The 21,685-nt window shown below is 57.7% G+C and carries 19 protein-coding genes; 7 read left to right on the top strand and 12 right to left on the bottom strand.

Features of this window, described 5'->3' with window-relative positions:
• Nucleotides 1-29: 29 nt before the first annotated feature.
• From HFD97_RS07210 to HFD97_RS07160, 11 genes are all read right to left on the bottom strand, one after another.
• Nucleotides 30-824 (bottom strand): SIR2 family protein, encoded by a 795-nt coding sequence (locus HFD97_RS07210; protein WP_009092947.1) that lies wholly within the window; start codon nucleotides 822-824, stop codon nucleotides 30-32.
• Complete coding sequence (locus HFD97_RS07205) at nucleotides 821-1,381, bottom strand: non-canonical purine NTP pyrophosphatase (protein WP_009092945.1); 561 nt, start codon at nucleotides 1,379-1,381, stop codon at nucleotides 821-823. Before HFD97_RS07205 ends, HFD97_RS07210 begins: the two co-directional genes overlap by 4 nt.
• 156 nt (nucleotides 1,382-1,537) lie before the next feature.
• The gene (locus HFD97_RS07200; protein ID WP_370528409.1) at nucleotides 1,538-2,389 is read right to left on the bottom strand and encodes an ABC transporter substrate-binding protein; all 852 of its coding nucleotides are present in this window, start codon (nucleotides 2,387-2,389) and stop codon (nucleotides 1,538-1,540) included.
• A 53-nt stretch (nucleotides 2,390-2,442) separates the two neighbouring features.
• On the bottom strand, nucleotides 2,443-3,237 hold the full coding sequence (locus HFD97_RS07195; protein WP_009092943.1) for an amino acid ABC transporter ATP-binding protein: 795 nt from the start codon (nucleotides 3,235-3,237) through the stop codon (nucleotides 2,443-2,445).
• Nucleotides 3,221-4,153: an amino acid ABC transporter permease gene (locus HFD97_RS07190; protein WP_046102680.1), complete on the bottom strand. Its 933-nt coding sequence runs from the start codon at nucleotides 4,151-4,153 to the stop codon at nucleotides 3,221-3,223. The genes HFD97_RS07195 and HFD97_RS07190 overlap by 17 nt, the downstream gene beginning before the upstream one ends.
• A gap of 9 nt (nucleotides 4,154-4,162) precedes the next feature.
• A complete protein-coding gene (locus tag HFD97_RS07185) occupies nucleotides 4,163-4,675 on the bottom strand; it encodes a GNAT family N-acetyltransferase (protein ID WP_167431653.1) in 513 nt (170 codons plus the stop codon).
• 9 nt (nucleotides 4,676-4,684) lie between these two features.
• On the bottom strand, nucleotides 4,685-5,626 hold the full coding sequence (locus tag HFD97_RS07180; RefSeq protein ID WP_058958193.1) for an ABC transporter substrate-binding protein: 942 nt from the start codon (nucleotides 5,624-5,626) through the stop codon (nucleotides 4,685-4,687).
• 11 nt (nucleotides 5,627-5,637) lie between these two features.
• The gene (locus tag HFD97_RS07175; RefSeq protein WP_167431652.1) at nucleotides 5,638-6,951 is read right to left on the bottom strand and encodes an LLM class flavin-dependent oxidoreductase; all 1,314 of its coding nucleotides are present in this window, start codon (nucleotides 6,949-6,951) and stop codon (nucleotides 5,638-5,640) included.
• 84 nt (nucleotides 6,952-7,035) lie between these two features.
• Nucleotides 7,036-8,187 carry an amidohydrolase gene (locus HFD97_RS07170; protein WP_167431651.1) on the bottom strand — a complete coding sequence of 384 codons (1,152 nt, stop codon included), beginning with the start codon at nucleotides 8,185-8,187 and terminating at the stop codon, nucleotides 7,036-7,038.
• Nucleotides 8,188-8,210: 23 nt separating this feature from the next.
• Complete coding sequence (locus HFD97_RS07165; RefSeq protein WP_167431650.1) at nucleotides 8,211-9,209, bottom strand: MsnO8 family LLM class oxidoreductase; 999 nt, start codon at nucleotides 9,207-9,209, stop codon at nucleotides 8,211-8,213.
• 260 nt (nucleotides 9,210-9,469) lie between these two features.
• The gene (locus tag HFD97_RS07160) at nucleotides 9,470-10,204 is read right to left on the bottom strand and encodes a GntR family transcriptional regulator (protein ID WP_009092935.1); all 735 of its coding nucleotides are present in this window, start codon (nucleotides 10,202-10,204) and stop codon (nucleotides 9,470-9,472) included.
• Between the two features lie 418 nt (nucleotides 10,205-10,622).
• On the opposite strand from HFD97_RS07160, the gene HFD97_RS07155 reads away from it, so the two are divergent.
• The 7 genes from HFD97_RS07155 (at nucleotide 10,623) to HFD97_RS07125 (ending at nucleotide 19,842) form a co-directional block, all read left to right on the top strand.
• Complete coding sequence (locus tag HFD97_RS07155) at nucleotides 10,623-11,072, top strand: PTS sugar transporter subunit IIA (RefSeq protein WP_150029081.1); 450 nt, start codon at nucleotides 10,623-10,625, stop codon at nucleotides 11,070-11,072.
• A 48-nt stretch (nucleotides 11,073-11,120) separates the two neighbouring features.
• The gene (locus HFD97_RS07150) at nucleotides 11,121-11,402 is read left to right on the top strand and encodes a PTS sugar transporter subunit IIB (RefSeq protein WP_009092933.1); all 282 of its coding nucleotides are present in this window, start codon (nucleotides 11,121-11,123) and stop codon (nucleotides 11,400-11,402) included.
• Between the two features lie 29 nt (nucleotides 11,403-11,431).
• Nucleotides 11,432-12,805, top strand: a complete 1,374-nt coding sequence (locus tag HFD97_RS07145; RefSeq protein ID WP_167431649.1) for a PTS ascorbate transporter subunit IIC — start codon at nucleotides 11,432-11,434, stop codon at nucleotides 12,803-12,805.
• A gap of 510 nt (nucleotides 12,806-13,315) precedes the next feature.
• Nucleotides 13,316-14,878 (top strand): aspartate aminotransferase family protein, encoded by a 1,563-nt coding sequence (locus HFD97_RS07140; RefSeq protein WP_167431648.1) that lies wholly within the window; start codon nucleotides 13,316-13,318, stop codon nucleotides 14,876-14,878.
• A gap of 1 nt (nucleotide 14,879) precedes the next feature.
• On the top strand, nucleotides 14,880-16,172 hold the full coding sequence (locus HFD97_RS07135) for a lysine N(6)-hydroxylase/L-ornithine N(5)-oxygenase family protein (RefSeq protein ID WP_009092930.1): 1,293 nt from the start codon (nucleotides 14,880-14,882) through the stop codon (nucleotides 16,170-16,172).
• A 1-nt stretch (nucleotide 16,173) separates the two neighbouring features.
• Nucleotides 16,174-18,528 carry a GNAT family N-acetyltransferase gene (locus HFD97_RS07130; RefSeq protein ID WP_167431647.1) on the top strand — a complete coding sequence of 785 codons (2,355 nt, stop codon included), beginning with the start codon at nucleotides 16,174-16,176 and terminating at the stop codon, nucleotides 18,526-18,528.
• Nucleotides 18,529-18,606: 78 nt separating this feature from the next.
• A complete protein-coding gene (locus tag HFD97_RS07125) occupies nucleotides 18,607-19,842 on the top strand; it encodes an MFS transporter (RefSeq protein WP_154928803.1) in 1,236 nt (411 codons plus the stop codon).
• A gap of 71 nt (nucleotides 19,843-19,913) precedes the next feature.
• On the opposite strand, the gene HFD97_RS07120 is transcribed toward HFD97_RS07125, so the two are convergent.
• Nucleotides 19,914-21,344: an FAD/NAD(P)-binding protein gene (locus HFD97_RS07120; RefSeq protein WP_167431646.1), complete on the bottom strand. Its 1,431-nt coding sequence runs from the start codon at nucleotides 21,342-21,344 to the stop codon at nucleotides 19,914-19,916.
• Nucleotides 21,345-21,685: the final 341 nt, after the last annotated feature.

The following is a 21,685-nucleotide window of genomic DNA, read 5'->3' as shown; positions in this document are numbered from 1 at the left end:
AGCCACTCTCTGAGCAGGCGATACGGGCATTACACCAGCAACTCTTCCAGGAACTGTGCCAGCGCTTTACGCGGATCATCCTCTTCTGAGACGATCACCTCGATCCCCCACTGCCCCAGCACCTCTTTGGCCACCGGGTTGTTGCGGTTGGTAAACAGGTACGATTTTGGCCGGGCCGTTGCCAGCCCGGTGCGGCCCCACATTTTCGTCAGGCGGTAAAAGAGCAGGCGAATGTTGAAGTCACTGATGCTGTAGCCGACAAACAGCACCGAATTGCCCATCACGTCGTGGGTGAGTTTGATGTCGAGCGGCGAGTCGAAATAGAGACGTTCAAAATAGCTGCTTTCATCCAGCACGATGGAGGTATCGTCGTCGAAATCGCCGTGAAGTTTGATGATATGTCGCTTCTCTTCGGTCAGCGACACCAGATCGGCAGCGTTCGCCACTTTATAATAGGGAACCCCGTGCGCGTCGTGCGCCGCTTCCAGCCAGCGATCGTAGTTAGTGGTGTAGATACGCGAGAAATTACCCTGCGTAATCATGGTATGAATTTCAGAAGAGCGGACATCAATATCGGGCCGGTGCCACTCGCGATCCATCCAGCTGCGCAGCGGACCCAGCGAGCCTTTTTTCTGTTTGTAATACTCCGCCAGCGACAGGTGCGTGCCGTAAGTATTAAAGATTTTTGGATCGTAGCCCAGTTCATGCGCAAGGTGAGCAATCAGCTCATGCCACTCCGGCAGGCCGAAATTGCGTGAGATACCGGCACCGGCAAACAGAATCAGTTTGCCGGAATCATAGGCGCGTTTGAGTTCAGGTTTCATGCCACTCCCCGGGCGGTTTTCAAAAAGGTGGCGAAGCGATCCAGCGCAATGCGCCGCATGGAGATCTCATTCTTGAGTTCACCCATTTCGGCGAAGGTCTGCTCATAGCCTTCGGGAATAAAGACGCAGTCCCACTGAAAGCCGCGCGTGCCGGCGGGTTTTGCCGCGATGGTGCCGCGTAGTTCGCCTGAAAACTGATACATCTTGCGGCCGTCACAGTAACCCAGCACCGTTTTGGCCGTGACGGCCTGGCTGTCGAGTCCCTGCACCAGCGCCGTAAAGCGCTCAGCGTCGAGGCGATTCCAGAAGATGCGGGTCAGACCCGCGGGTAACCCATTCAGGCCATCCAGATAGAGGCCGGTGTGCTCAACAAACAGCGGCCGCCCGATCAGCGCGAAAGCCTTGGTCAGCTTGTCACGCACCAGGTCAAGCTCGTTTTCTGTCTGTATTTCTTCGATGCGACGGGCGATGGGCAGCACTTCGACTCCGACAGGTTCGAGTATCTTGCGCACCTCCGCCAGCTTTTGCTCATTGGCAGAAAGGAATCTGATTTTCATGGGCTTCCAGGGCTGGTACTCCGCCACACAACAGAATTTTTTATGAGTTTGAGGGGGCAGGATAAAACAGTCACGCCGGAGAGTGTAGTGCAATTATCGGGTTATCAGCATGCCGTGCACCAGACCGGTTAGCGCAGAGCAACCGGTCTGGCGGTGTCAGTAAACGATACCCGGCGGGTTTATCAGGGAGTGGTCGACGACCTCATCCTGTTCACCCCAGCGGGCCAGCACCTGCTGATACTGGCCGCCCGCGATGGTGCCATCCAGCGCAGTCTGGAGAGCGGGGGCCAGGCCATTGCCCTTTTTGGTGGTGACGGCGACCCAGGCACGAAACGGCCCGTTGCCCACCAGTCGGGTCTGGCCGCGCGACGCGGCTTTCCAGGCGGCCATGGAGTGCGGGCCAAACAGGGCGTCGGCCCGTCCCGACAGCAGCGTCAGCGTCGCAGAGGCATCATCGGTCAGGTAAATCGGCGTTACGGCAGGCAGACCTTTCGCCCGGTTCTGTGCATCCCAGCTCAGCAGGATCCGCTCCTGATTGGTGCCCGACGACACGATAATGCGCTTCCCGGCAATGTCAGCAGGGGCACCGATCTGTCTGATCGGACTCTCCTTTTTCACCGCGAAAGCGTGGTTGTCAGCACGATAGGTGGCAAAGTCGAACTTCTTCTTACGCTCTTCGGTGACGGCGATATTAAACATTGCCACATCATAGCGTCCGGCGCTGATCCCCAGCGGCCAGTCCTCCCATGAGGCCGGCACCAGCTTCAGCTTTAACCCCAGACTGTCAGCCAGCAGCCTGGCGATGTCGGGGTCGCTGCCGATGCGGGTCACGTTGTCAGAGGCCAGCAGCGCCAGCGGCGGCGAGTTTGTGGCTGAGGTCGCCACGGTCAGGGTACCCGGCTCAATAAAGTGATAGTTCGCCGGAATTTTAGCGATCGCCAGCGGATTAGCCGGAGCATGGATGGGCGTTTCGTTGCGGCGGATGTCGGGCTTTTCCGGGGCGGCCATGGAGAGCGCCGGGATCAGCCCCGCGAATGCCAGCGCCAGAGGCGTCAGGCGCCTCATAAGACGCGCGCCAGGAAGCGACGGGTGCGCTCGTGACGCGGATTGCTGAGCACCTGCTGGGTCGTGCCCTGCTCCACAATCCGGCCATCCACCATAAAGACCACATGGTCAGCCACTTCGCGGGCAAACCCAATCTCGTGCGTCACAATGACCAGCGTGGTGCCGGAGCGCGCCAGCTTCTTGATCACATCGAGCACTTCGCCGACCAGTTCCGGGTCCAGCGCCGAGGTGGGTTCATCGAACAGCATCACCCTGGGATTGAGCATCAGCGCCCGCGCGATAGCGATGCGCTGCTGCTGCCCGCCTGACAGGTGGCGCGGCCAGGCATCGGCTTTGTGGCGCAGGCCGACAATGTCCAGCAGTTCACCGGCCCGCTGAATCGCCGCCTGCCGGGAGAGCTGGCGATGCGCAATCGGAGCTTCAATCAGGTTATCCAGCACGCTCAGGTGCGGGAACAGGTTAAAGTTCTGGAAGACGTAGCCGACGTTAATGCGCTGCCGCAGAATCGCCTGCTCCTTCAGCTCATAGAGCTTGTTGCCGCGCTGCTGATAGCCGATATAGTCGCCATCAATCTGAATAAAGCCTTCATCGACCCGCTCCAGATGATTGATGGTGCGCAGCAGGGTGGATTTACCGGAGCCGGAGGGGCCGAGGATCACCGTGACCGAGCCAGGCGGCAGGGAGAGTGAGACATTATCCAGCGCTTTATGTTTGCCAAAACGTTTACTGACGCCGGTGATGCTGATGGCCCCGCTGGTGTGAGAAAGGCGATAATCAATGGCTTCGGACATGGCTGATCTCCTCGGTCGGTTGAAGTGGCGAGACGCGGTTGCGCCATTGACGCCAGCGAGAGGGTTGCGGTTCACGCGTTACGCTGCGGGCCATCCAGCGTTCTGCATTGTACTGAATGACGGAGAGCACGGTGGTGATAATCAGATACCACGCGGCACCCACCATCAGCAGCGGAATGACCTCCTGATTGCGGTTATAGATCATCTGAATGGTGTAAAAGAGCTCCGGCATGGCCAGCACATAAACCATCGCCGTGCCTTTCGCCAGGCTGATGATCTCATTGAACGTGGTCGGAATAATGGTGCGCAGCGCCTGCGGCAGAATGATGCGGAAGGTGCGGCGCGTGGCAGAGAGGCCGAGCGCAGAAGCCGCCTCCACCTGCCCCTGATCGACACCGAGAATGCCGCCGCGAATGATCTCCGCGCTGTAGGCCGCCTGCACCAGTGTCAGGCCGATGACCGCGGCCGGAAACTGTCCCAGCACATTGATGGTCTGAAACGCGCCCCACGACAGGCCGGTAAACGGAATCCCTATCGAGAGCGTTTCATAGAGATAGGAGAAGTTATAAAGAATAATCAGCACGACGATCAGTGGCAGTGAACGAAACAGCCAGATGTAGCCCCATGCCAGCGTGCTCAGCAGCCAGGAGGAGGAGAGGCGCGCCAGAGCCAGCAGACCGCCAGCCAGCAGGCTGAAGATCGTCCCCAGCAGGGTGAGCAGCAGCGTCTGTCCCAGACCGTGCAGGATCACCGGATCAAAGAACCAGCGTGCAAACACCCCCCACTCCCAGCGCGGATTAAAGGCCACCGACTGCACGACGCCTGCCAGAATAAACAGCGCAACGATCGCGCCAGCGGTGCGTGCCGGATATCGGGCCGGCACCACCTGTAACTGTTGATGCTGAGGTTTACTCATCGTCGATCCTTAACTCGCTTCCGCGACGTTATACACGCCAATCACTTTAATAAAACGCAGTCGCCCGTCATGGGGCGGCTGACCGTAACGCTCCAGATCGCCGCTGAGATCGAACTGAGGCTGATATCCGTGACCGGTGTAGAGCCGGACGGCCTCAGGCTGACGGAAGCCGGTGGTGAGAAACAGCCGCTGATAGCCCGCCTGCAGGGCCCGACGCTCCAGCTCCTGCAGGACCACCAATGCCAGACCCTGACGGCGCAGATCGCTGCGGGTCCAGATGCGCTTAAGCTCGGCGGTCTGCAGGTCATAAGGTTTGTAGGCGCCCATCGCGATGATCTCGCCGTCGCGCTCCAGCACAATAAACAGCCCCTGCGGCGGCAGATACCACTCTGTCAGCTCCTGCTCCTTAAGCCGGGCAAAATAGTCGCCGTAGCGTGCGGCATATTCACCGAACAGGCCGCCCAGGATCGGTTGCAGCTCTAGCGCCTCAGGTGACACCTCGCGAAACGTTAATTCACTCATCTCAGCTCCTTAATCGCCCAGTCCGGCGGGATTAACTTCAGAATGACCAATCTGCTCAACGCCTTCGCCCCAGCGGTTAAGCACCTTCTGATAGTCGCCATTGCCGATCACGCCATTCAGCGCCGTGCTGATCGGTTCGGCCAGACCGCTGCCTTTTTTCACCGTCACTGCAATGTGAGCCGCTTTTGGCCAGCCCCCATCCACACTCCCCACCAGCCGGGTTTTCCCGGTCAATGCCGCCTTCCAGGCCCCGATCACATTCGGCCCGAAATAGGCGTCTGCCCGACCCGACTGGAGCGCCAGCGTCTGTGCGGCATCATCTTTGGCATAGATCGGCGTAAAGGGTTTCAGGCCCTTAGCCTGATTCTCTTTATCCCACGCGAGCAGGATCGCCTCCTGATTGGTGCCGGATCCCACGATGATCCGCAGTCCGGCAATCTCCTCCGCTTTGGTCAGCGACTGAATCGGGCTGCCGGTCCGGACATAAAAGCCCAGCGAGTCTTTGCGATAGGTCGCGAAGTCGAACTTCTCTTTACGTGGCTTCGTCACGGTGATGTTCGAGATCGCCGCGTCATACTTGCCCGAGGCGACGCCGAGCGGCCAGTCCTCCCAGGAGGTCGGGACGACATTCAGCTTCAGTCCCAGGCTGTCGGCGACCAGCCGGGCGATATCCACCTCGCTGCCGAGCAGGGTTTTGTTGTCGTCAGAAAAGACCGTAAGCGGCGGAGAGTTAAGCGCGGCCACCGCCACGGTAAACGCGCCCGGCACCACAAAATGGTGACCGGCGGGCAGCTGCGCGATGGCCTCCGCATTTTTCGCGGTGTTGATCGGCGCTTTGTTGGCTTCCACGCTGACACGCTGGCCGTTGTAGGAGACGCTGGTGCCCTCTGCCAGAGCGTGGCTGCTGGCGGCCAGCATAAGCAGAGCGATGAGACGTAAGGGTTTTTGCATGATCCGGACTCTTATTGTGAGGTGAACTGATTAACGGGAGATTTCAGGGCGAAGCTGTCGCGCAGGGTGGTGCCCGGATAGTCACGGCGCGTCAGGCCGCGTGCCTGCAGAATCGGCACCACCCGATCGACAAAGCGTTCAAAGGTGTCAGGCGTGCCGCCATTGATGATGAAGCCGTCAGTGGCGTGGGTTTCAAACCAGAGCTGCAGGCCATCCGCCACCTCTTCAGGCGTGCCGTGAAACAGGGGGCGCGGGGTGGCCGCTTCCAGTGCCGCCTGACGCAGGGTGTGCCCCTGCGCTTTTGCTTTGCGTTTGATCTCGTCGGTGGTGCTGCGGAAGCTGTTCTGTCCGATGTCGCCGATATCGGGGAACGGCTGATCCAGCGGGTATTGAGAAAAGTCGTGATGGTCAAAGAAGCGTCCAAGGTAGTTCAGCGCATCAGTCACCGAAACCAGCGCCGCAGTGGTCTGGTACTGCTGTTCGACGTCATCGGCGTTATCGCCCACAATCACGCTGACACCCTGAAAGATGTGCAGATCGTCCGGCTGACGGCCATTGGCTACCAGTTGCTGTTTCACATCCTGATAGAAGGCCTGCGCCTCTTCGCGCGTTGGCTGATGGGTAAAGATGGCGTCGGCATGGCGCGCCGCCAGCTTTTTGCCGTCTGCGGATGCGCCCGCCTGGAAGATAATCGGACGCCCCTGCGGCGTACGGCCGATATTCAGCGGCCCCTGCACCTGGAAGAAGTCACCGTGATGATCCAGGGTGTGCAGCTTCGTCGGATCGAAAAACTGCCCGCTCGCCTTGTCCCGCACAAACGCATCCTGCTCCCACGAATCCCACAGCCCTTTCACCACCTGCAGATACTCATCGGCAATGCGGTAGCGCAGCGCATGTTCCGGATGCTGCTGACGGGAGAAGTTTTTTGCCGATCCTTCCAGCGGTGACGTCACCACGTTCCAGCCTGCGCGCCCGCCGCTGAGATGATCGAGGCTGGCGAACTGACGCGCCACGGTGAACGGCTCGCTGTAGGAGGTGGAGACAGTGCCGACCAGCCCCAGATGCTCCGTGACACCGGCCAGCGCCGAGAGCAGCGTCAGCGGCTCAAAGCGGTTAAGAAAGTGGGGAATCGATTTCTCGTTGATAAACAATCCGTCGGCGACAAACAGAAAATCGAGTTTGCCCTGCTCCGCCTTACGGGCGATTTTTCTGGCGTAATCCAGGCTGATGCTGGCATCGGCCTGGGCCGCCGGATGGCGCCAGGCGGACATGTTGCCTGAGGCGCCATGCAGAATGGTGCCCAGCCGAAGTTGTCTTGTGGTCATGATGTTCTCTCTTTTTTAGTCGTCGCGGTGCCTGACGACGCTGTTCAGCACCGTCGTGCGGTTACGGCAGCAGATAAATGCCATTCAGAGTGGAAGGGATGCCGGACATCGCGCACTGAGATGTTGCAGCGCCTGGCGGGCCAGTTGAGCGAAGTAGTCAGCGGCGGGCGCAATCAGCGCCTCGTCGGGGGTAAAGCTGGCGTGATGCAGGCCAAACTCGCTGGCGCTGCCGATGCTGACAAAGGCGCCGGGCACCTGCTGCAGATAAAAAGCAAAGTCTTCACCCAGCAGATGCAGTTCGGCGGTCTGCACCCGATAACCCGCCTGGCGGGCCACATCGCTGCAGAATTCTGCCCAGTGGGGATCGTTGATCAGCACCGGCGGGCCAGGCTGCCAGGTCAGGGTCGCCTGCGCGCCATTGGCCGCGGCAAACTGCTCAACCAGGGTACGCACCCGCTGCTCCAGGTCGGCGCGCACCTGCAGATCGTGCGTACGCGCCGTGCCGCCAAACTCCACCCCGCCCGGCAACACATTCCAGCTTTTGCCGCCGTCGATGCGGGTGATGCTGAGCACCAGGCTGTCGAAGGCGTTGAAACTACGGCTGGTGAGCCCCTGCAGTGCCTGAATAATCTGGCTGGCCGTCACGATGCTGTCGACGCCCTGCTCCGGGTAGGCGGCATGCGCGCCTTTGCCGGTCACGCGGATGATGAATTTGTCGGCATTGGCGTAGAACGCGCCGCTGCGGGTGGCAAACGTACCAAGCGGCAGCGAAGGTTCGTTGTGCATCCCGAAGATAGCCTGCACCTCATCCAGCACGCCCGCCCCGATGAACTGCCGGGCACCACGCGCAATCTCCTCGGCGGGCTGAAACAGGATACGCACCCGTCCGGGCAGGGTGTCGGCCTGAGCCTGAAGCTGCAGGGCCGCGCCCAGCATCACCGCGCTGTGCAGGTCGTGACCGCAGGTGTGCATCACGCCGGGATGACGGGAGTGAAAACGCACCCCGCTCGCCTCATGGATCGGCAGCGCGTCGATGTCGGCGCGCAGAGCAATCACCGTTTCACCCTGGCCGATTTCAGCAACCACGCCGGTTTCCAGCGGGTAATCGCGCAGCCGGATGCCTGCGGCCTGCAGCCAGCCGCGCAGCCGTGCGGTCGTCGCAAACTCCTGACCGGACAGCTCCGGCCAGGTGTGCAGTTCGCGTCGCCATTCAATCAGTTGTGATTCAGGGTACATGATGACTCTCCGCTGGCTGGGGATCAGGCCGCAATCAGATGGTGGGTGGCCAGCAGTTCCAGCGAGCGCTGGCGGGCAACCGGATCGGTGACGGGTGTATCGATGACGAACTCGTCGATAGCAAAGTGATGATGCAGGGCGTCCAGCTGAGCATGCACCTGCGCCGCCGTGCCTTTCAGCAGTGACGGGGTGCGAGGTTCAATCTGATAGTCGCGATAGCCCCCCTGACGCACGAAGCGCTCCGCCTGCTCCAGGCTGGCGACGTTGACACCCGGGCCCCCTTTCACCGCCACATGATAGTGGCGCAGAGAGGCAACCAGCAGGTCAGCTTCAGCGGGCGAGTCAGCCACCACCACCTGAACCGCAACCAGCGCGCGCTGACCGTGACTCAGGCGGGTATAGGTACTCAGCGCATGCTCAAGCAACGCGCGGTCACCATTCAGATGCGCCGCAAAGACAAACTGCCAGCCCAGCGAGGCAGCCAGCCGTGCACTCTCTTCGCTGGCCCCCAGCAGAAAACGGTTAGCCGGACGTGCAGGCAGCGGTGTCGCCGCCAGCCCCTCTCCATCCGGTTTCGGCTGATCCGGTTTCAGCCAGCTATCCAGCAGCTGAAGCTGTTCGGCAAAGCTGCCTTTGCTGGCGGTATCAACACCCCGCTGCAGTGCCTGGGTGGAGAGCGGTAATCCGCCTGGCGCTTTCCCGACGCCGAGATCGATGCGCCCCGGCGCCAGCGAGGCGAGCAGGTTGAAGTTTTCGGCCACTTTATAGGGGCTGTAGTGCTGCAACATCACACCGCCCGATCCGACCCGGATATGGCGGGTCTGCGCAATGATCCAGGCGATCAGAAGCTCCGGTGAAGGGCTGGCAAGCTGTGCAGTGTTGTGATGTTCCGCCAGCCAGAAGCGGTGATAGCCCCACGCCTCTGCCCGCTGCGCCAGTTGCAGCGTGCGCTGAAGCGCCGCCGTGGGCGTCTCGCCCTGCAGGATGGGCGCTTTGTCTAAAAGACTTAATTGATATGCCATTCACCTGGTCCTTATTGATTCCGGTTGCTGACCAGTGTGCTGCGCAGGCGATTATTGGTAAAACATCATATTGTTTTATGCTTTATTGAATTCGTCATATTGGCGGGGCGCGGCGAAATAAAAGACAAATAAGCGACGAAAGCCCAGAGATCGGGCCTGCTATCGCCTTATCAGGGCGGGTTCAGAATGAATATAACGTGCAGAGTGGCAAAGGATTGCACAAAATCGTCTTATGTGAAGCGCTGAATTGCCCGCTTTATTCAGGGGCGCTGAGAGTTCTGCTTCAGTGGAAAAAAGCGGGTGTTGATAATCGCCACATTAACCTCGCACGGAACGCCATCATCGAGAAAAACCGTCTCATTAATCTGGATAACCGCATCCCCTGCCCCTAATTTCAGTAATGCCAGCGTCTCAGCCTGCGTCAGGTTAATGGCCGTTAAATGCTGGTCGCGCAGCTGCACTTTTTTTCCGGTCACTTCCTCAATATAGGCATATTTCGACACTTCCAGCTTGCTGAACTCCATGCTGTTAAACATATTCACCGGCAGATGGATATGTTCCAGCGCCACCGGCGTCTCATCGAAGCACATCAGTCGTAATATTTTGTAGATCGGATCGCTGGTTTTAATGCGCAGCGCCTGCGCCATCTCTGCCGATGGCACCCGGATAATGCTGGCAGAGATAATTTTACGGACGCCTTTGTGTCCGTTTCTCTGGGCCTGATAATCAAACGGGGAAAGCACGTGATATCGGTGAGCCTGGCTACTGATCTCCGTCGCACCCACAAATATCCCCGATCCCTTCACCCGATAAATACGCTGCTGCTCCACCAGAATTCGGGTCGCTTCACGCACCGTTGTGCGGGTAATACCGAGGCACTTTGCGATAGCTATTTCCGTATCCAGCTTTTCGCCGGGTTGAAGGCCGTCATCTTTAATCCGCGTGAGGATATAATCGACCACCTCTTTCTGCTTTTCAGTCATGCCATCAGCCATCGACGTTCTTCCCATTTGCGTGAAGGAGAGACTCCCTGTATCCGTGCCACTCCCTTTCTGCCTGACATTGCCGGAGAAGTACTACTCCGGTCAGGTGAATATGTGACCAACCTATCAAATTGGCACAGATGTTAAGCCTGTGTAGCCATATTTTAATTTTAGCGGTTGTGTCCCTACACGTCGAAGGACATCATCAGGATGACTAGACATCTTTAACCTGTACAGATGTGTTGCCGGGTCACTTATCCACCGGCTGGCCCCCTCACAGCGGGAAGTCATCAGGGCGAATCTCTGGAAAGTGTCTGTACAGGTTCACGGAGAGTTAACGAACGCAGCCATGCCGAAGAGCGCGGCGACGCGCAAACGGCATCTGCGTGGCGTTAACTTTGAACGCGCAACGAGAGACAGGATTACAGCGATGTCACATCTGGCGGATTGGTTGAAAAGCGAGCGAATTCAGTACGTGGAGCGCGTGGCTGACTGGCAGGAAGCGATTGTGCTGGCAGGGCGTCCTCTGCTCAGCGAAGGCGTGATCTCACAGGCTTACATTGATGCCATCATCCAGCAAAAGAAGGCGATCGGCCCCTTTTTTGTTATCGCTCCGCAGATTGCCATGCCTCACGCTCGTCCGGAACAGGGCGCGCTCGGACTGGGGCTGTCGGTGCTGCTGCTGGGAACGGCGGTGAAATTTGATTCTGAAGAGAACGATCCGGTGAAAGTCCTTTTTATGTTTGCCGCACCGGACAGTAACAGCCATATCGAAATGATTTCCCAGCTGGCGGAAGTCCTCTCCGATGAGAACATTATGGCGCAGGTTTTTAATGCAGACAGCCATGAAGCGCTGCTGGCAATTTTGTCAGGCGTCTGATGTACCCGTTAACACGTTAATTTTGATCACCAGAGAATGAGGTCGGATATGAAGATGATGGCAGTGTGTGGTTCAGGTCTGGGCAGCAGTTTCATGATGGAAATGAACATCAAAAAAGTGCTGAAGACATTAGGGGTGGAGGCTGAGGTTGAACATTCCGATCTCGGCTCGGTAACGCCCGACGTGGCGGATATTTTTGTGATGGCAAAAGATATTGCCTACAGCGCCAATCTTCCGGAAGAGAAAATCATCATCATCAATAACATTATTGACCTGAAAGAGATTGAGCAAAAAATACGAGACTATTTTGAGAAAAACGGACAGTTATAACCCGATAAACACTTACCCTCGAGGTTAATATGTTTACTCAAAATCTTTTGCAGTTCGTCGTCGACGTGCTGAAAGTGCCCTCTATATTAGTCGGACTGGTGGCATTTTTCGGCCTGGTTGCGCAGAAGAAACCCTTCCCGGATGTGATTAAGGGCACGGTAAAAACGATTCTGGGCTTCCTGGTGCTGGCCGGTGGCGCGACCGTTCTGGTCGGTTCCCTGACGCCGCTTGGCGATATTTTTAAACATGCGTTCAATGTTCAGGGCATTATCCCGAATAATGAGGCGATGGTCTCTATCGCACTGGCAAAATATGGTGCGCCGACCACGATGATTATGGCCTTTGGTATGGTCGCCAATATCCTCGTCGCCAGGTTCACCCGGCTTAAATATATTTACCTGTCAGGGCATGTGACCTTTTATATGGCCTGCATGATCGCGATCATATTATCGGTCGCGGGTTTTGAAGGCATTCAGCTCATCTATACCGGTTCGCTGGCACTGGGGATGCTGATGGCCACGTTTCCGGCCATCGCTCAGCCCTATATGCGGAAGATCATTGGCGGTGACCAGGTGGCGCTGGCGCACACCGGCACCATCGGTTATGTCCTGTCGGGCTGGATCGGCTCTCTGGTGGGCAAAGGCTCGCGCTCGACCGAAGAGATGAACATGCCAAAAAACCTGAGTTTTTTGCGCGACAGTACCATCTCCATCTCACTGACGATGATGATTATCTACTTAATCCTGTCGATCTCGGCCGGTAAAGCCTATGTGGAATCCACCTTCAGCAATAGTCAGAACTACCTCGTTTACTCGTTTATTCAGGCCATTACCTTTGCCGCAGGCGTCTTCATCATTCTGCAGGGGGTTCGCTTAATCCTGGCTGAAATTGTCCCGGCCTTTACCGGCTTTTCAGAAAAACTGGTGCCGGAAGCCCGCCCGGCGCTGGATTGCCCGATTGTCTTCCCCTATGCCCCGAACGCGGTTCTGGTTGGCTTCATCTCCAGCTTTGCCGGGGGTCTGGTGGGGCTGTTTGTCCTCGGCCAGCTGCACTGGGTTTTGATTCTGCCAGGTGTGGTTCCTCATTTCTTCTGCGGTGCCACCGCGGGGGTGTTTGGTAATGCGACCGGCGGCAAACGCGGGGCGATTTGCGGTGCCTTTGCACATGGGCTGTTAATTACCTTCCTGCCGGTGGCGCTGCTGCCCGTGCTTGGACAGATTGGGCTGACCAACACCACCTTCTCGGACACCGACTTCGGCGTCACAGGCATTCTGCTGGGCAACATGGCTCACTTTATGGATAAGGGCACCATTACCCTGATCGTTACCGGTATTTTCGCTCTGTTAGTGCTCTATAACTTCACCGCCAGAAAGAAAATGCCTGCCGAAACCGATGCAGGTTAGTTTCCATTTTTGATCCCAACCAGAAAGGGCAGGCGTGACTTTCTGGTTGTTCCTTTTCAGGTGAGTGCCGCCCTTCTCAGACCCGTTAAACGCCCCTTTATCATCCCCTCTCCGTTCTCTTCTGCTCCGCCTGCAGCCGCTATTTTGACTGTTTCACTGCCTTCTACTGGCCCTGAAAGCCGCAAAAAAAGGACTATTCCGATTCAGAAAAGTGATCTGAGTCACACTTTCAACATTAGATGCGCTAATAAATAAAATTTAACAACAAAACATTTGAATGATAATGATTAACATTTACACTCTCATCCGCATATAACAACGCGATAAACGCGGCCTAATCCACAAAAAATATGCGGTATTTACCTGTTTCAGGATGAAAACCCTGGTCCCCAGGATTGTCAGGGCTTTTATCTGGTTAGTCATTTTTATGTTTACTGGAGTTTTGAGCGGATATCCCACGCTGCTGATTCAGGTCGGCAGGGTTATGGTTTTAACGCACAGGAACTGAACATGCTTTTACGCTCATCTATTCAATCGGCACAGGACTTCGAACCGGCCTCCACTGCCTGCACGGCCGAAACGGCGATTTTCAACGATCGGCAACTGGCTGCCTGGTCGCAGCAGACGCAGGAGGTGCTGGCGCTGATGACCCGCACCGTCACCGGTGTTGAGAAGCCGTTCAGCGGCATCCTGCCTCATGAACTGGCGGCGGAATTCAGCGATGTCGATCTTGACCGTCCTCTGGGTAACAACGATGACGCTCTGGCGGAGCTGAGTCAGCTCTATCTGCGTGACGCCGTCTGGTTCCATCACCCGAAATATCTGGCACACCTCAACTGCCCTGTTGTACTGCCTTCGCTGATGGCTGAACAGATCATGGCGGCGGTGAACAGCTCGGTGGATACCTGGGATCAGAGCGCAGGCGGCACCCTCATTGAGCAGAAGGTGATCGACTGGACGCTGGGCCGCATCGGCCTGCCCGCCGGATCAGACGGGATCTTCACCAGTGGCGGCACCCAGTCGAATCTGATGGCGATGCTGCTGGCGCGTGACAGCTGGTGCGCGGCGCATCATCCCGGTCACCTGATCAAGCAGCGCGGCCTGCCAGAGACCGCTCCGAAGTGGCGCGTCTTTACGTCGAAGCTCAGCCACTTCAGCATCCAGAAATCGATGGCGATTCTGGGGCTGGGTTACGATGCGGTGATCGCTATCGATCACGACGAACAGTTCCGCATGGACCCGGCCTTGCTGGCGCAGGAGATTGAGCGATGCCGCAGCGAAGGGCTGATCCCGATTGCGGTTGTCGCCACCAGCGGCACCACCGATTTTGGCAGCATCGATCCGCTGCCGGAAATCGCCCGTCTCTGTGACGATTACGGTTTATGGATGCACGTTGACGCCGCCTATGGCTGCGGGCTGCTGGTCTCTAAGCAGCATCGCTCACGTCTGAACGGCATTGAACTGGCGGATTCCGTCACCGTCGATTATCACAAATCTTTCTTCCAGACCGTCAGCTGCGGGGCCTTCTTCGTCCGGGATAGTCAGAACCTGAAGCATGTCACCCACCATGCCGACTACCTGAATCCGCTCAGCGCCCAGCAGGAAGGGACGCCAAATCTGGTCAACAAGAGCATTCAGACCACCCGCCGTTTTGATGCCCTGAAAATGTGGCTGACGCTGCGCGTCATGGGGCCGGCGGCGCTGGGTGAGGCCTTTGATACCCTGATCGCGCTGACGCAGACGGCGCATCAGCTGCTGAGCGATCACCCGTCTATCGAAGTGCTGCACGCCCCGGAGCTGACCACCCAGATTTTCCGCTACGTGCCGGGCAAACACGCCAGTGATGCGCAGATCGACGAAATCAACGCGGCGATCCGCAAAGCGCTGTTCCGCTCCGGAAATGCCGTGATTGCCGGCACCAAAGTTGACGGCCGCCAGTATCTGAAATTTACCCTGCTAAATCCGACTACGACCCCTGCCGACCTCGAAGATGTGCTGAGCCTGATTGCGCACTATGGCCGCGAGCAGGTCCGGGCGTCTGCGCTGCGCGCGGCGAACCAGGGAGAGATGTGAAATGAAGAGTCCTGTTTACGATTTTATTGGCATCGGCATCGGCCCTTTCAACCTGAGTCTCGCCTGCCTGAGTGAGCCGGTTGAGGGTCTGAACGGTCTTTTCCTGGATGAGAATCCGGGATTTGACTGGCACACCGGCATGATGCTGGAAAGCGCCCATCTGCAGACCCCGTTTATGGCTGACCTGGTGACGCTGGCCGATCCGACCAGCCCGTACAGCCTGCTTAATTACATGAAGGAGAAGGGGAAACTCTACTCGTTCTACATCCGGGAAGACTTCTTCCTGATGCGCAAGGAGTACAACCAGTATTGCCAGTGGGCCAGCTCAAAGCTGTCGAATCTGCGCTGGAACAGCCACGTCGAGTATGTCAGCTACGATGAGGCCTCCGGCCTCTATCAGCTGGAGGTCAGGGAGACCCGCAGCGGCGAGAAACAGCGTTATCAGGCGCGTCATCTGATTCTCGGCACCGGCCCGGTGGCCTGGATGCCGGAATGCAGTCAGCCGCATCGTCAGCGCCTGACCCACTCCAGTCACTATCTGGCGAACAAAGCCGCGTTGCAGCAGAAGCGGTCGATAACCGTGCTGGGCAGCGGTCAGAGTGCAGCGGAAATCTACTATGACCTGCTGACCGATATCGATCGCTTTGGTTATCAGCTCAACTGGATCACCCGTGCGCCGCGCTTTTACCCGCTGGAGTACACCAAGCTGACGCTGGAGATGACCTCGCCGGAGTGGGTGGACTACTTCCACGCCCTGCCTGCCAGCACCCGCGACGAACTCAATGCCCGTCATAAGAACCTCTACAAGGGGATCAACAGCAGCCTGATTAATGACATTTACGATCTGATGTACGTTAAACAGCTCGATGGCGATCTGAACGTCAATCTCTTCACCCACTCGGCCCTGACCGCGATGCGCTGGCTGCCGGAGGGGGAATTTGAGCTGACGCTGCATCAGGAGGAGCAGGACTGTACCTTTACCCGCCGTACCGAAGGGCTGGTGATGGCAACCGGCTATCACTATCGGCCACCGATGTTTCTGGAGGGGATCACCACGCGTCTGCGCTGGGATGAGAAAGGCCGCTACGACGTGCAGCGCAACTACAGCATTGACCATCACAATCAGGTCTTTGTCCAAAACGCCGAGCTACACACCCACGGCTTTGTCACCCCGGATCTGGGGATGGCCTGCTACCGCAATTCGGTGCTGCTGCGCGAACTGACCGGACGCGAGGTTTACCCGATCGAGCGTCAGATCGCCTTCCAGACCTTCCCGGCTAAAACGGAGCGCTGAAATGAGTTCATCTGTCCTGTTCAGCGCCCGCCGTCCCGCGGGTCTGTTCACCCTCCGGCCGATGCAGGCCAGCGATGCGCCGCTCATCCACAGCTGGGTCACCCGCGACTATGCGCGCTTCTGGGGCATGCAGCAGCAGAGCCTGGAGCAGGTTGCGGCGTTCTATCAGACACTGACGGCACAGGATCCCAAAGCGGCACTGATTGGCTGCTGCAACGATCAGCCGATCTGTCTGATTGAGTGCTATCGCGCCTGTGATGATGAGATTGGAAAATTTTACCCGGCTGCGCCCGATGACTACGGCATGCACATCCTGATTGCCCCGGCCAGCAAGCCGATCCGCGCGTTCAGCTGGCAGGTCTTTTCGCTGGTGATGGACTATATGTTCAGCCGTCCCGAAGTGAACCGCGTGGTGGTCGAGCCGGACGTGCGCAACGAGAAGATCCACGTTCTGAACAGGCGTGCCGGTTTCCGCTATCAGCATACCCTCGACCTGGGCCATAAAACCGCCTGGCTGGCCTTCTGCCAGCGGGAAGATTATCAACACGCGTTACTGCAGGAGTCGCAGACTATGACCACCCCCTCTTCACTGATGAACGGCACGCATCTGACGGGCGACCACTGGGCGCAGGCAAACCGCATGCTGATCCGCAAAGCGATTGCCGAGTTTGCGCATGAAAAAATCATCGCGCCGCAGGAATCCGGCAACGGCAGTTATCAGCTGGCGGTGCCAGGTGGCGAGGCGAGCTACCATTTCCGCGCGGCGCGGCTGGCGCTGGATCACTGGGAGATTGACGCGGGTTCACTGCGTAAGCAGGAGAATGGCCATGATCTGCCGCTGGATGCGCTGAAGTTTATCGTGGAGTTCAACGGGGAGATCGGCATTCCCCAGGCGCTGCTGGCTACCTACATGGAAGAGATCAGCAGCACCCTCTGCAGCGCTGTCTATAAGCTGCAGAAGCACAATCCGGACAGTCAGGCGCTGGTCTCCGCGGATTTCCAGACCGTTGAAGCGGCCATGACCGAAGGTCATCCCTGCTTTGTCGCGAACAACGGCCGCATCGGCTTTGATGCGCAGGACTACCTGGCCTATGCACCCGAAGCCGCCGCGCCGGTTCACCTTATCTGGGTCGCGGTCCACCGCCGCAATGCACATTTCGCCAGCCTGAGCGAGCTGAGTTACGAGCAGCTGCTGCGTGATGAGCTGGGCCAGAACACCGTTGAGCAGTTTAATGCGCAGCTGGAGCAAAAAGGGCTGGCGGTTGAGGAGTATATCCTGATGCCGGTGCACCCGTGGCAGTGGCAGAACAAACTGCTGACGGTTTTCGCCGCGGACATCGCGAATCACGATATTGTCTGGCTCGGCACGGGCGACGACGCCTATCAGGCGCAGCAGTCCATCCGCACCTTCTTTAACCGCAGTCAGCCGGAAAAGCGCTACGTGAAAACCGCGCTTTCGGTACTGAACATGGGCTTTATGCGCGGTCTGTCGCCCTACTACATGGCGACCACACCGGCCATCAACGGCTGGCTGGAGCAGCTGGTGACAGGCGATGCCTGGCTGAAGAAGTGCGATTTCCGCATCCTGCGCGAAGTTGCTTCGGTCGGCTATCACAACCGCTATTACGAGCAGGCGATTAAAGGCGACTCCGCTTACAAGAAGATGTTTGCCGCCCTGTGGCGCGACAATCCGGCGGCCAGCCTGCAACCCGGTCAGCGTCTGATGACCATGGCCTCGTTCCTGCACGTCGATCACCATCAGCAGGCGTTGCTGCCCGCGCTGATTGCCGATTCCGGTTTACCCGCGAAGCAGTGGATTGATCGCTATCTGACCTGCTACCTCAGTCCGCTGCTGCACTGCTTCTATCAGCATGACCTGGTCTTTATGCCGCACGGCGAAAACCTGATTATGCTGCTGGAGAACAACGTACCGGTCAGCGCCTATATGAAGGATATCGGCGAGGAGATCGCGGTGATGAACCCGGATGCCGTGCTGCCGGAAGGTGTGCAGCGACTGGCGGTGGATGTGCCGGAGGATCTCAAACTGCTGTCGATCTTCACCGACGTCTTTGACTGCATTTTCCGCTTTATCAGCGCGATCCTCGACCAGTCAGGCACACTGCCTGAGGAGCAGTTCTGGCAGTCGGTAGCGGAATGCGTGAAGGATTATCAGCAGGCGCATCCGCAGATGGCGACGAAGTTTGCGCGCTATGACATGTTTGCGCCAGAGTTCACCCGCTCCTGCCTCAACCGCCTGCAGCTGGCCAACAACCAGCAGATGATTAACCTCACCGACCCGGCGGAAAACCTGAAATTTGCCGGTACCCTGGTCAATCCGATCGCGCGCTGGCGCTAAGCGTTACCCTGTCACGTAATGGTCAGGCGGTCACCTGGGTGGCCGCCTTTTTTTAATGAGTTATCGCAGGAATCTGTAATGTCCTCTTTTATTCCGGTCGCAAAGCTGACCCGGCGGCATCTGATCTTTCCCCTGTCGCTGGTGCTGTTTGAGTTTGCGACCTATATCGCTCATGACATGATCCAGCCCGGGATGCTGCTGGTGACTCAGGAGTTTAAGGTGGGGCCGGAGTGGGTTTCTACTTCCCTGACTGCTTACCTGGCCGGTGGCATCCTGCTGCAGTGGCTGCTTGGCCCGCTCTCGGACCGCATCGGACGGCGTCCGGTGCTGATCGGTGGCGTGACCTTTTTTATGCTCTCCTGCATCGCAACGCACTGGGTACAAAGCATTGAGCAGTTCGTTCTGCTGCGCTTCCTGCAGGGGATCAGCCTCTGTTTCATCGGTGCAGTGGGTTATGCAGCGATCCAGGAGGCGTTCACCGAGTCGCTCAGCATCAAAATGATGGCGCTGATGGCCAACGTCGCCCTGCTGGCTCCGCTGGCCGGGCCGCTGGCGGGCGCGGCGTTTCTGACTGTGGGAGAATGGCGCACGCTGTTCTGGCTGATTGGCGCTGTTGCGGCGCTGGCGCTGGCCGGGCTCTGGTATGCCATGCCTGAAACGGCGGGCGATCGTCAAAAAGCGCTGTCGCTGCGATCGATTATCAGCGGTTACGCGGGGTTGCTGAAGGATCGTCAGGTGATGCGCGGTTCACTGGCTATCGGTCTGGTCAGCGTCCCCTGCATTGCCTGGGTGGCGCTTTCACCCGTCATCCTGATCCACGGCGCGCAACTGAGCCGCATCGACTATGCCCTGCTTCAGCTGCCGGTCTTTGCCGCGATGATTGCGGGCAACCTGACGCTGGGCCGTTTATCCAGCCGTCTGCCGATTGAACAGCCGGTAAAGCTGGGTGCCTGGCCAGTAGTCTGCGGACTGACCGTTGCGGTGGTCGCCACCCTGCTGAATCCGCAAAGCTATCTGTGGCTCACTGCCGGAATGAGTCTCTACGGCTTCGGCACCGGGCTGATTAACGCCGGACTTTACCGTATGACGCTCTTTTCCAGCAGCGCCGGAAAAGGCAGCGTCGCGGCACTGCTGGGCATGGTGAGCATCCTGATTATTGCGCTGGGCATTGAAGCCGCGAAAACGGCTTATTTCAGCTTTGGCACCGGCGGCTTTAGCCTGGTGAATCTGACCTGCGGTCTGCTATGGCTCGTTCTGGTCAGCGCGTTTCTGCGCGAAAGTCAGTGTCGCCAGCAGGCACTCTGTACTGAGTAGCGTCTCGTCAGGGTAAGGGGCCGGACGCAGGCCTCTTGCTCTGACGGCATCACAACGCAATCACTCAATCCTTATAATCTTTTGATTTGTTGTGCAATTCTGTTCACCTGTTCGACCGCAACAAACAGCGCATTCACCACCGGGACGGACAGATGCGTTGATATGCCTGCCAGCCAGACAGATTCAGGCGACACGCTGTGGGCCAGGTGCAGCTGTAAATGGTTATTCAGCCGGGGCGGTGCGGCTGAAGTGTCACGGGCATCCGCGAGGATCAGCCCATTATGGGTCATCGAATGTGTGGGCGGTGCGTAGCCGGTGGCACAGACAAGGGCGTCAAAGTGTGTGATTTCGCCCTGCGGGTTGCTGAGGGTCCAGCCCGAATCTGATTTCTGCAGAGAGTCAGCCCTCAGCTTTTCAACGCTTAATAACCCGCTATCAACATAACCAAGCAATTTTTCGGCATTCTTTAAGGGCATCGCGCTGATATAGCGTCCCGTTGCCCGCAGAAAGGCGCTCAGGGAATGCTTAACCGCCTCGGGGAGTGTGTGCGAATGCTGATTGATCGCGTTAATCATTCCGACAATCCTGTACTGCCATTCCGTTTTGTCCTGACGCGCCAGTTCACTCTCTTCCCGCAGTCGCTGGATACTCTCCGCCTCTGCGACAAACTGCTCTCTGAGCGAGATCGCCGAGGCGTGAGCCAGCAGCCGGATCACCCATTTTCTGATGTCCGGCCTGACCTGTTCACTGATTACCGCGCTGTCTGTAAGCCAGGCGAGTCGTGAAGCCTGAATGGGTCTGAGCATGACGGCAGAGCGCACCGCCGGCAGGTCGCCGGAGGGAGAAACCAGGCTGACGCGGCACCCCTGTCGGCAAAGAACTAATGCCGCATCTATCGCGGAGAGCCGTGTTCCCACGATGAGGACATGACTATCCGGCCGGATCTTTTCCAGCATCAGTTTTTCCGGATAGGGTGAAGCGAAAAACAGAGGATCGCCCTGATAGGATGCCAGGGCCTCAGGAATAGCGGGATGCGTGTAACCGGTGCAGACGATTACCGCATCCGCAGCAATGGTGCCGCTCTGCCGGGTTTCGATCAGATAATCACCGCCCGGCTGACGAATAATCTGTTTCCCCGCATCCCTGATAAAGGAGACGCTTATGCCCTGCTGATAAGCCAGAGAGAGATAACGGGTATATCGATCCTGAATATAATCTCCGATGATTTTACGGGAAACAAAATCTGCCAGCGTAATCTCGTTATTTGTATGCTCATGCAGGTAATGAAGTAAATCGTGATAGTGCGGCGGTAACAGAGACATTAATTCGACAGAGGTATTACAGAGGAGTTCCGGATGCTGACTGGCATAAACCTGCCCGATGGCAGGCCCCGACGCATCCAGCAGCGTAATGCGTTTGCAGGCCCCCTGTCGGACAAGGGCAATAAACGCGGCCACGCCGGTTGCGCCAGCACCAATGATAGCAACATGCAGATTATTCATAGAAACTCCATTGGGATAGGGTTATCTGTTAGCTACGAACAAAATATGCACAATTATAACCGCTATCATAGAGAGTGGCGGATGATTCGACTGGTATGAGAAGCTGACAGCAATCCGCATTTATTTTTTTCAGATAAGCTTTGACCAATTCGTTTCTTTATCTGCGCCCTGCGTCATTCGATGATGATTCCGCCTGCTGAGGCAATTAATAACAAAGGAATTTATCATGAAGACGTTATTTCACCCTGCGCCATGCTCTCCCTGCCCGCTCTGATTTGTGCCCAACCTTTTTTGCCTGGGCCAGCCGCCTGACGCTGACGCCGGGCGAGCCTTTTCTGCCG

The organism is Pantoea sp. EKM103V, assembly GCF_011800365.1.
GTDB lineage: Bacteria > Pseudomonadota > Gammaproteobacteria > Enterobacterales > Enterobacteriaceae > Pantoea > Pantoea anthophila.
Note: the sequence above shows the minus strand (reverse complement) of the source record. Positions and strands in the feature narration are given on the sequence as shown.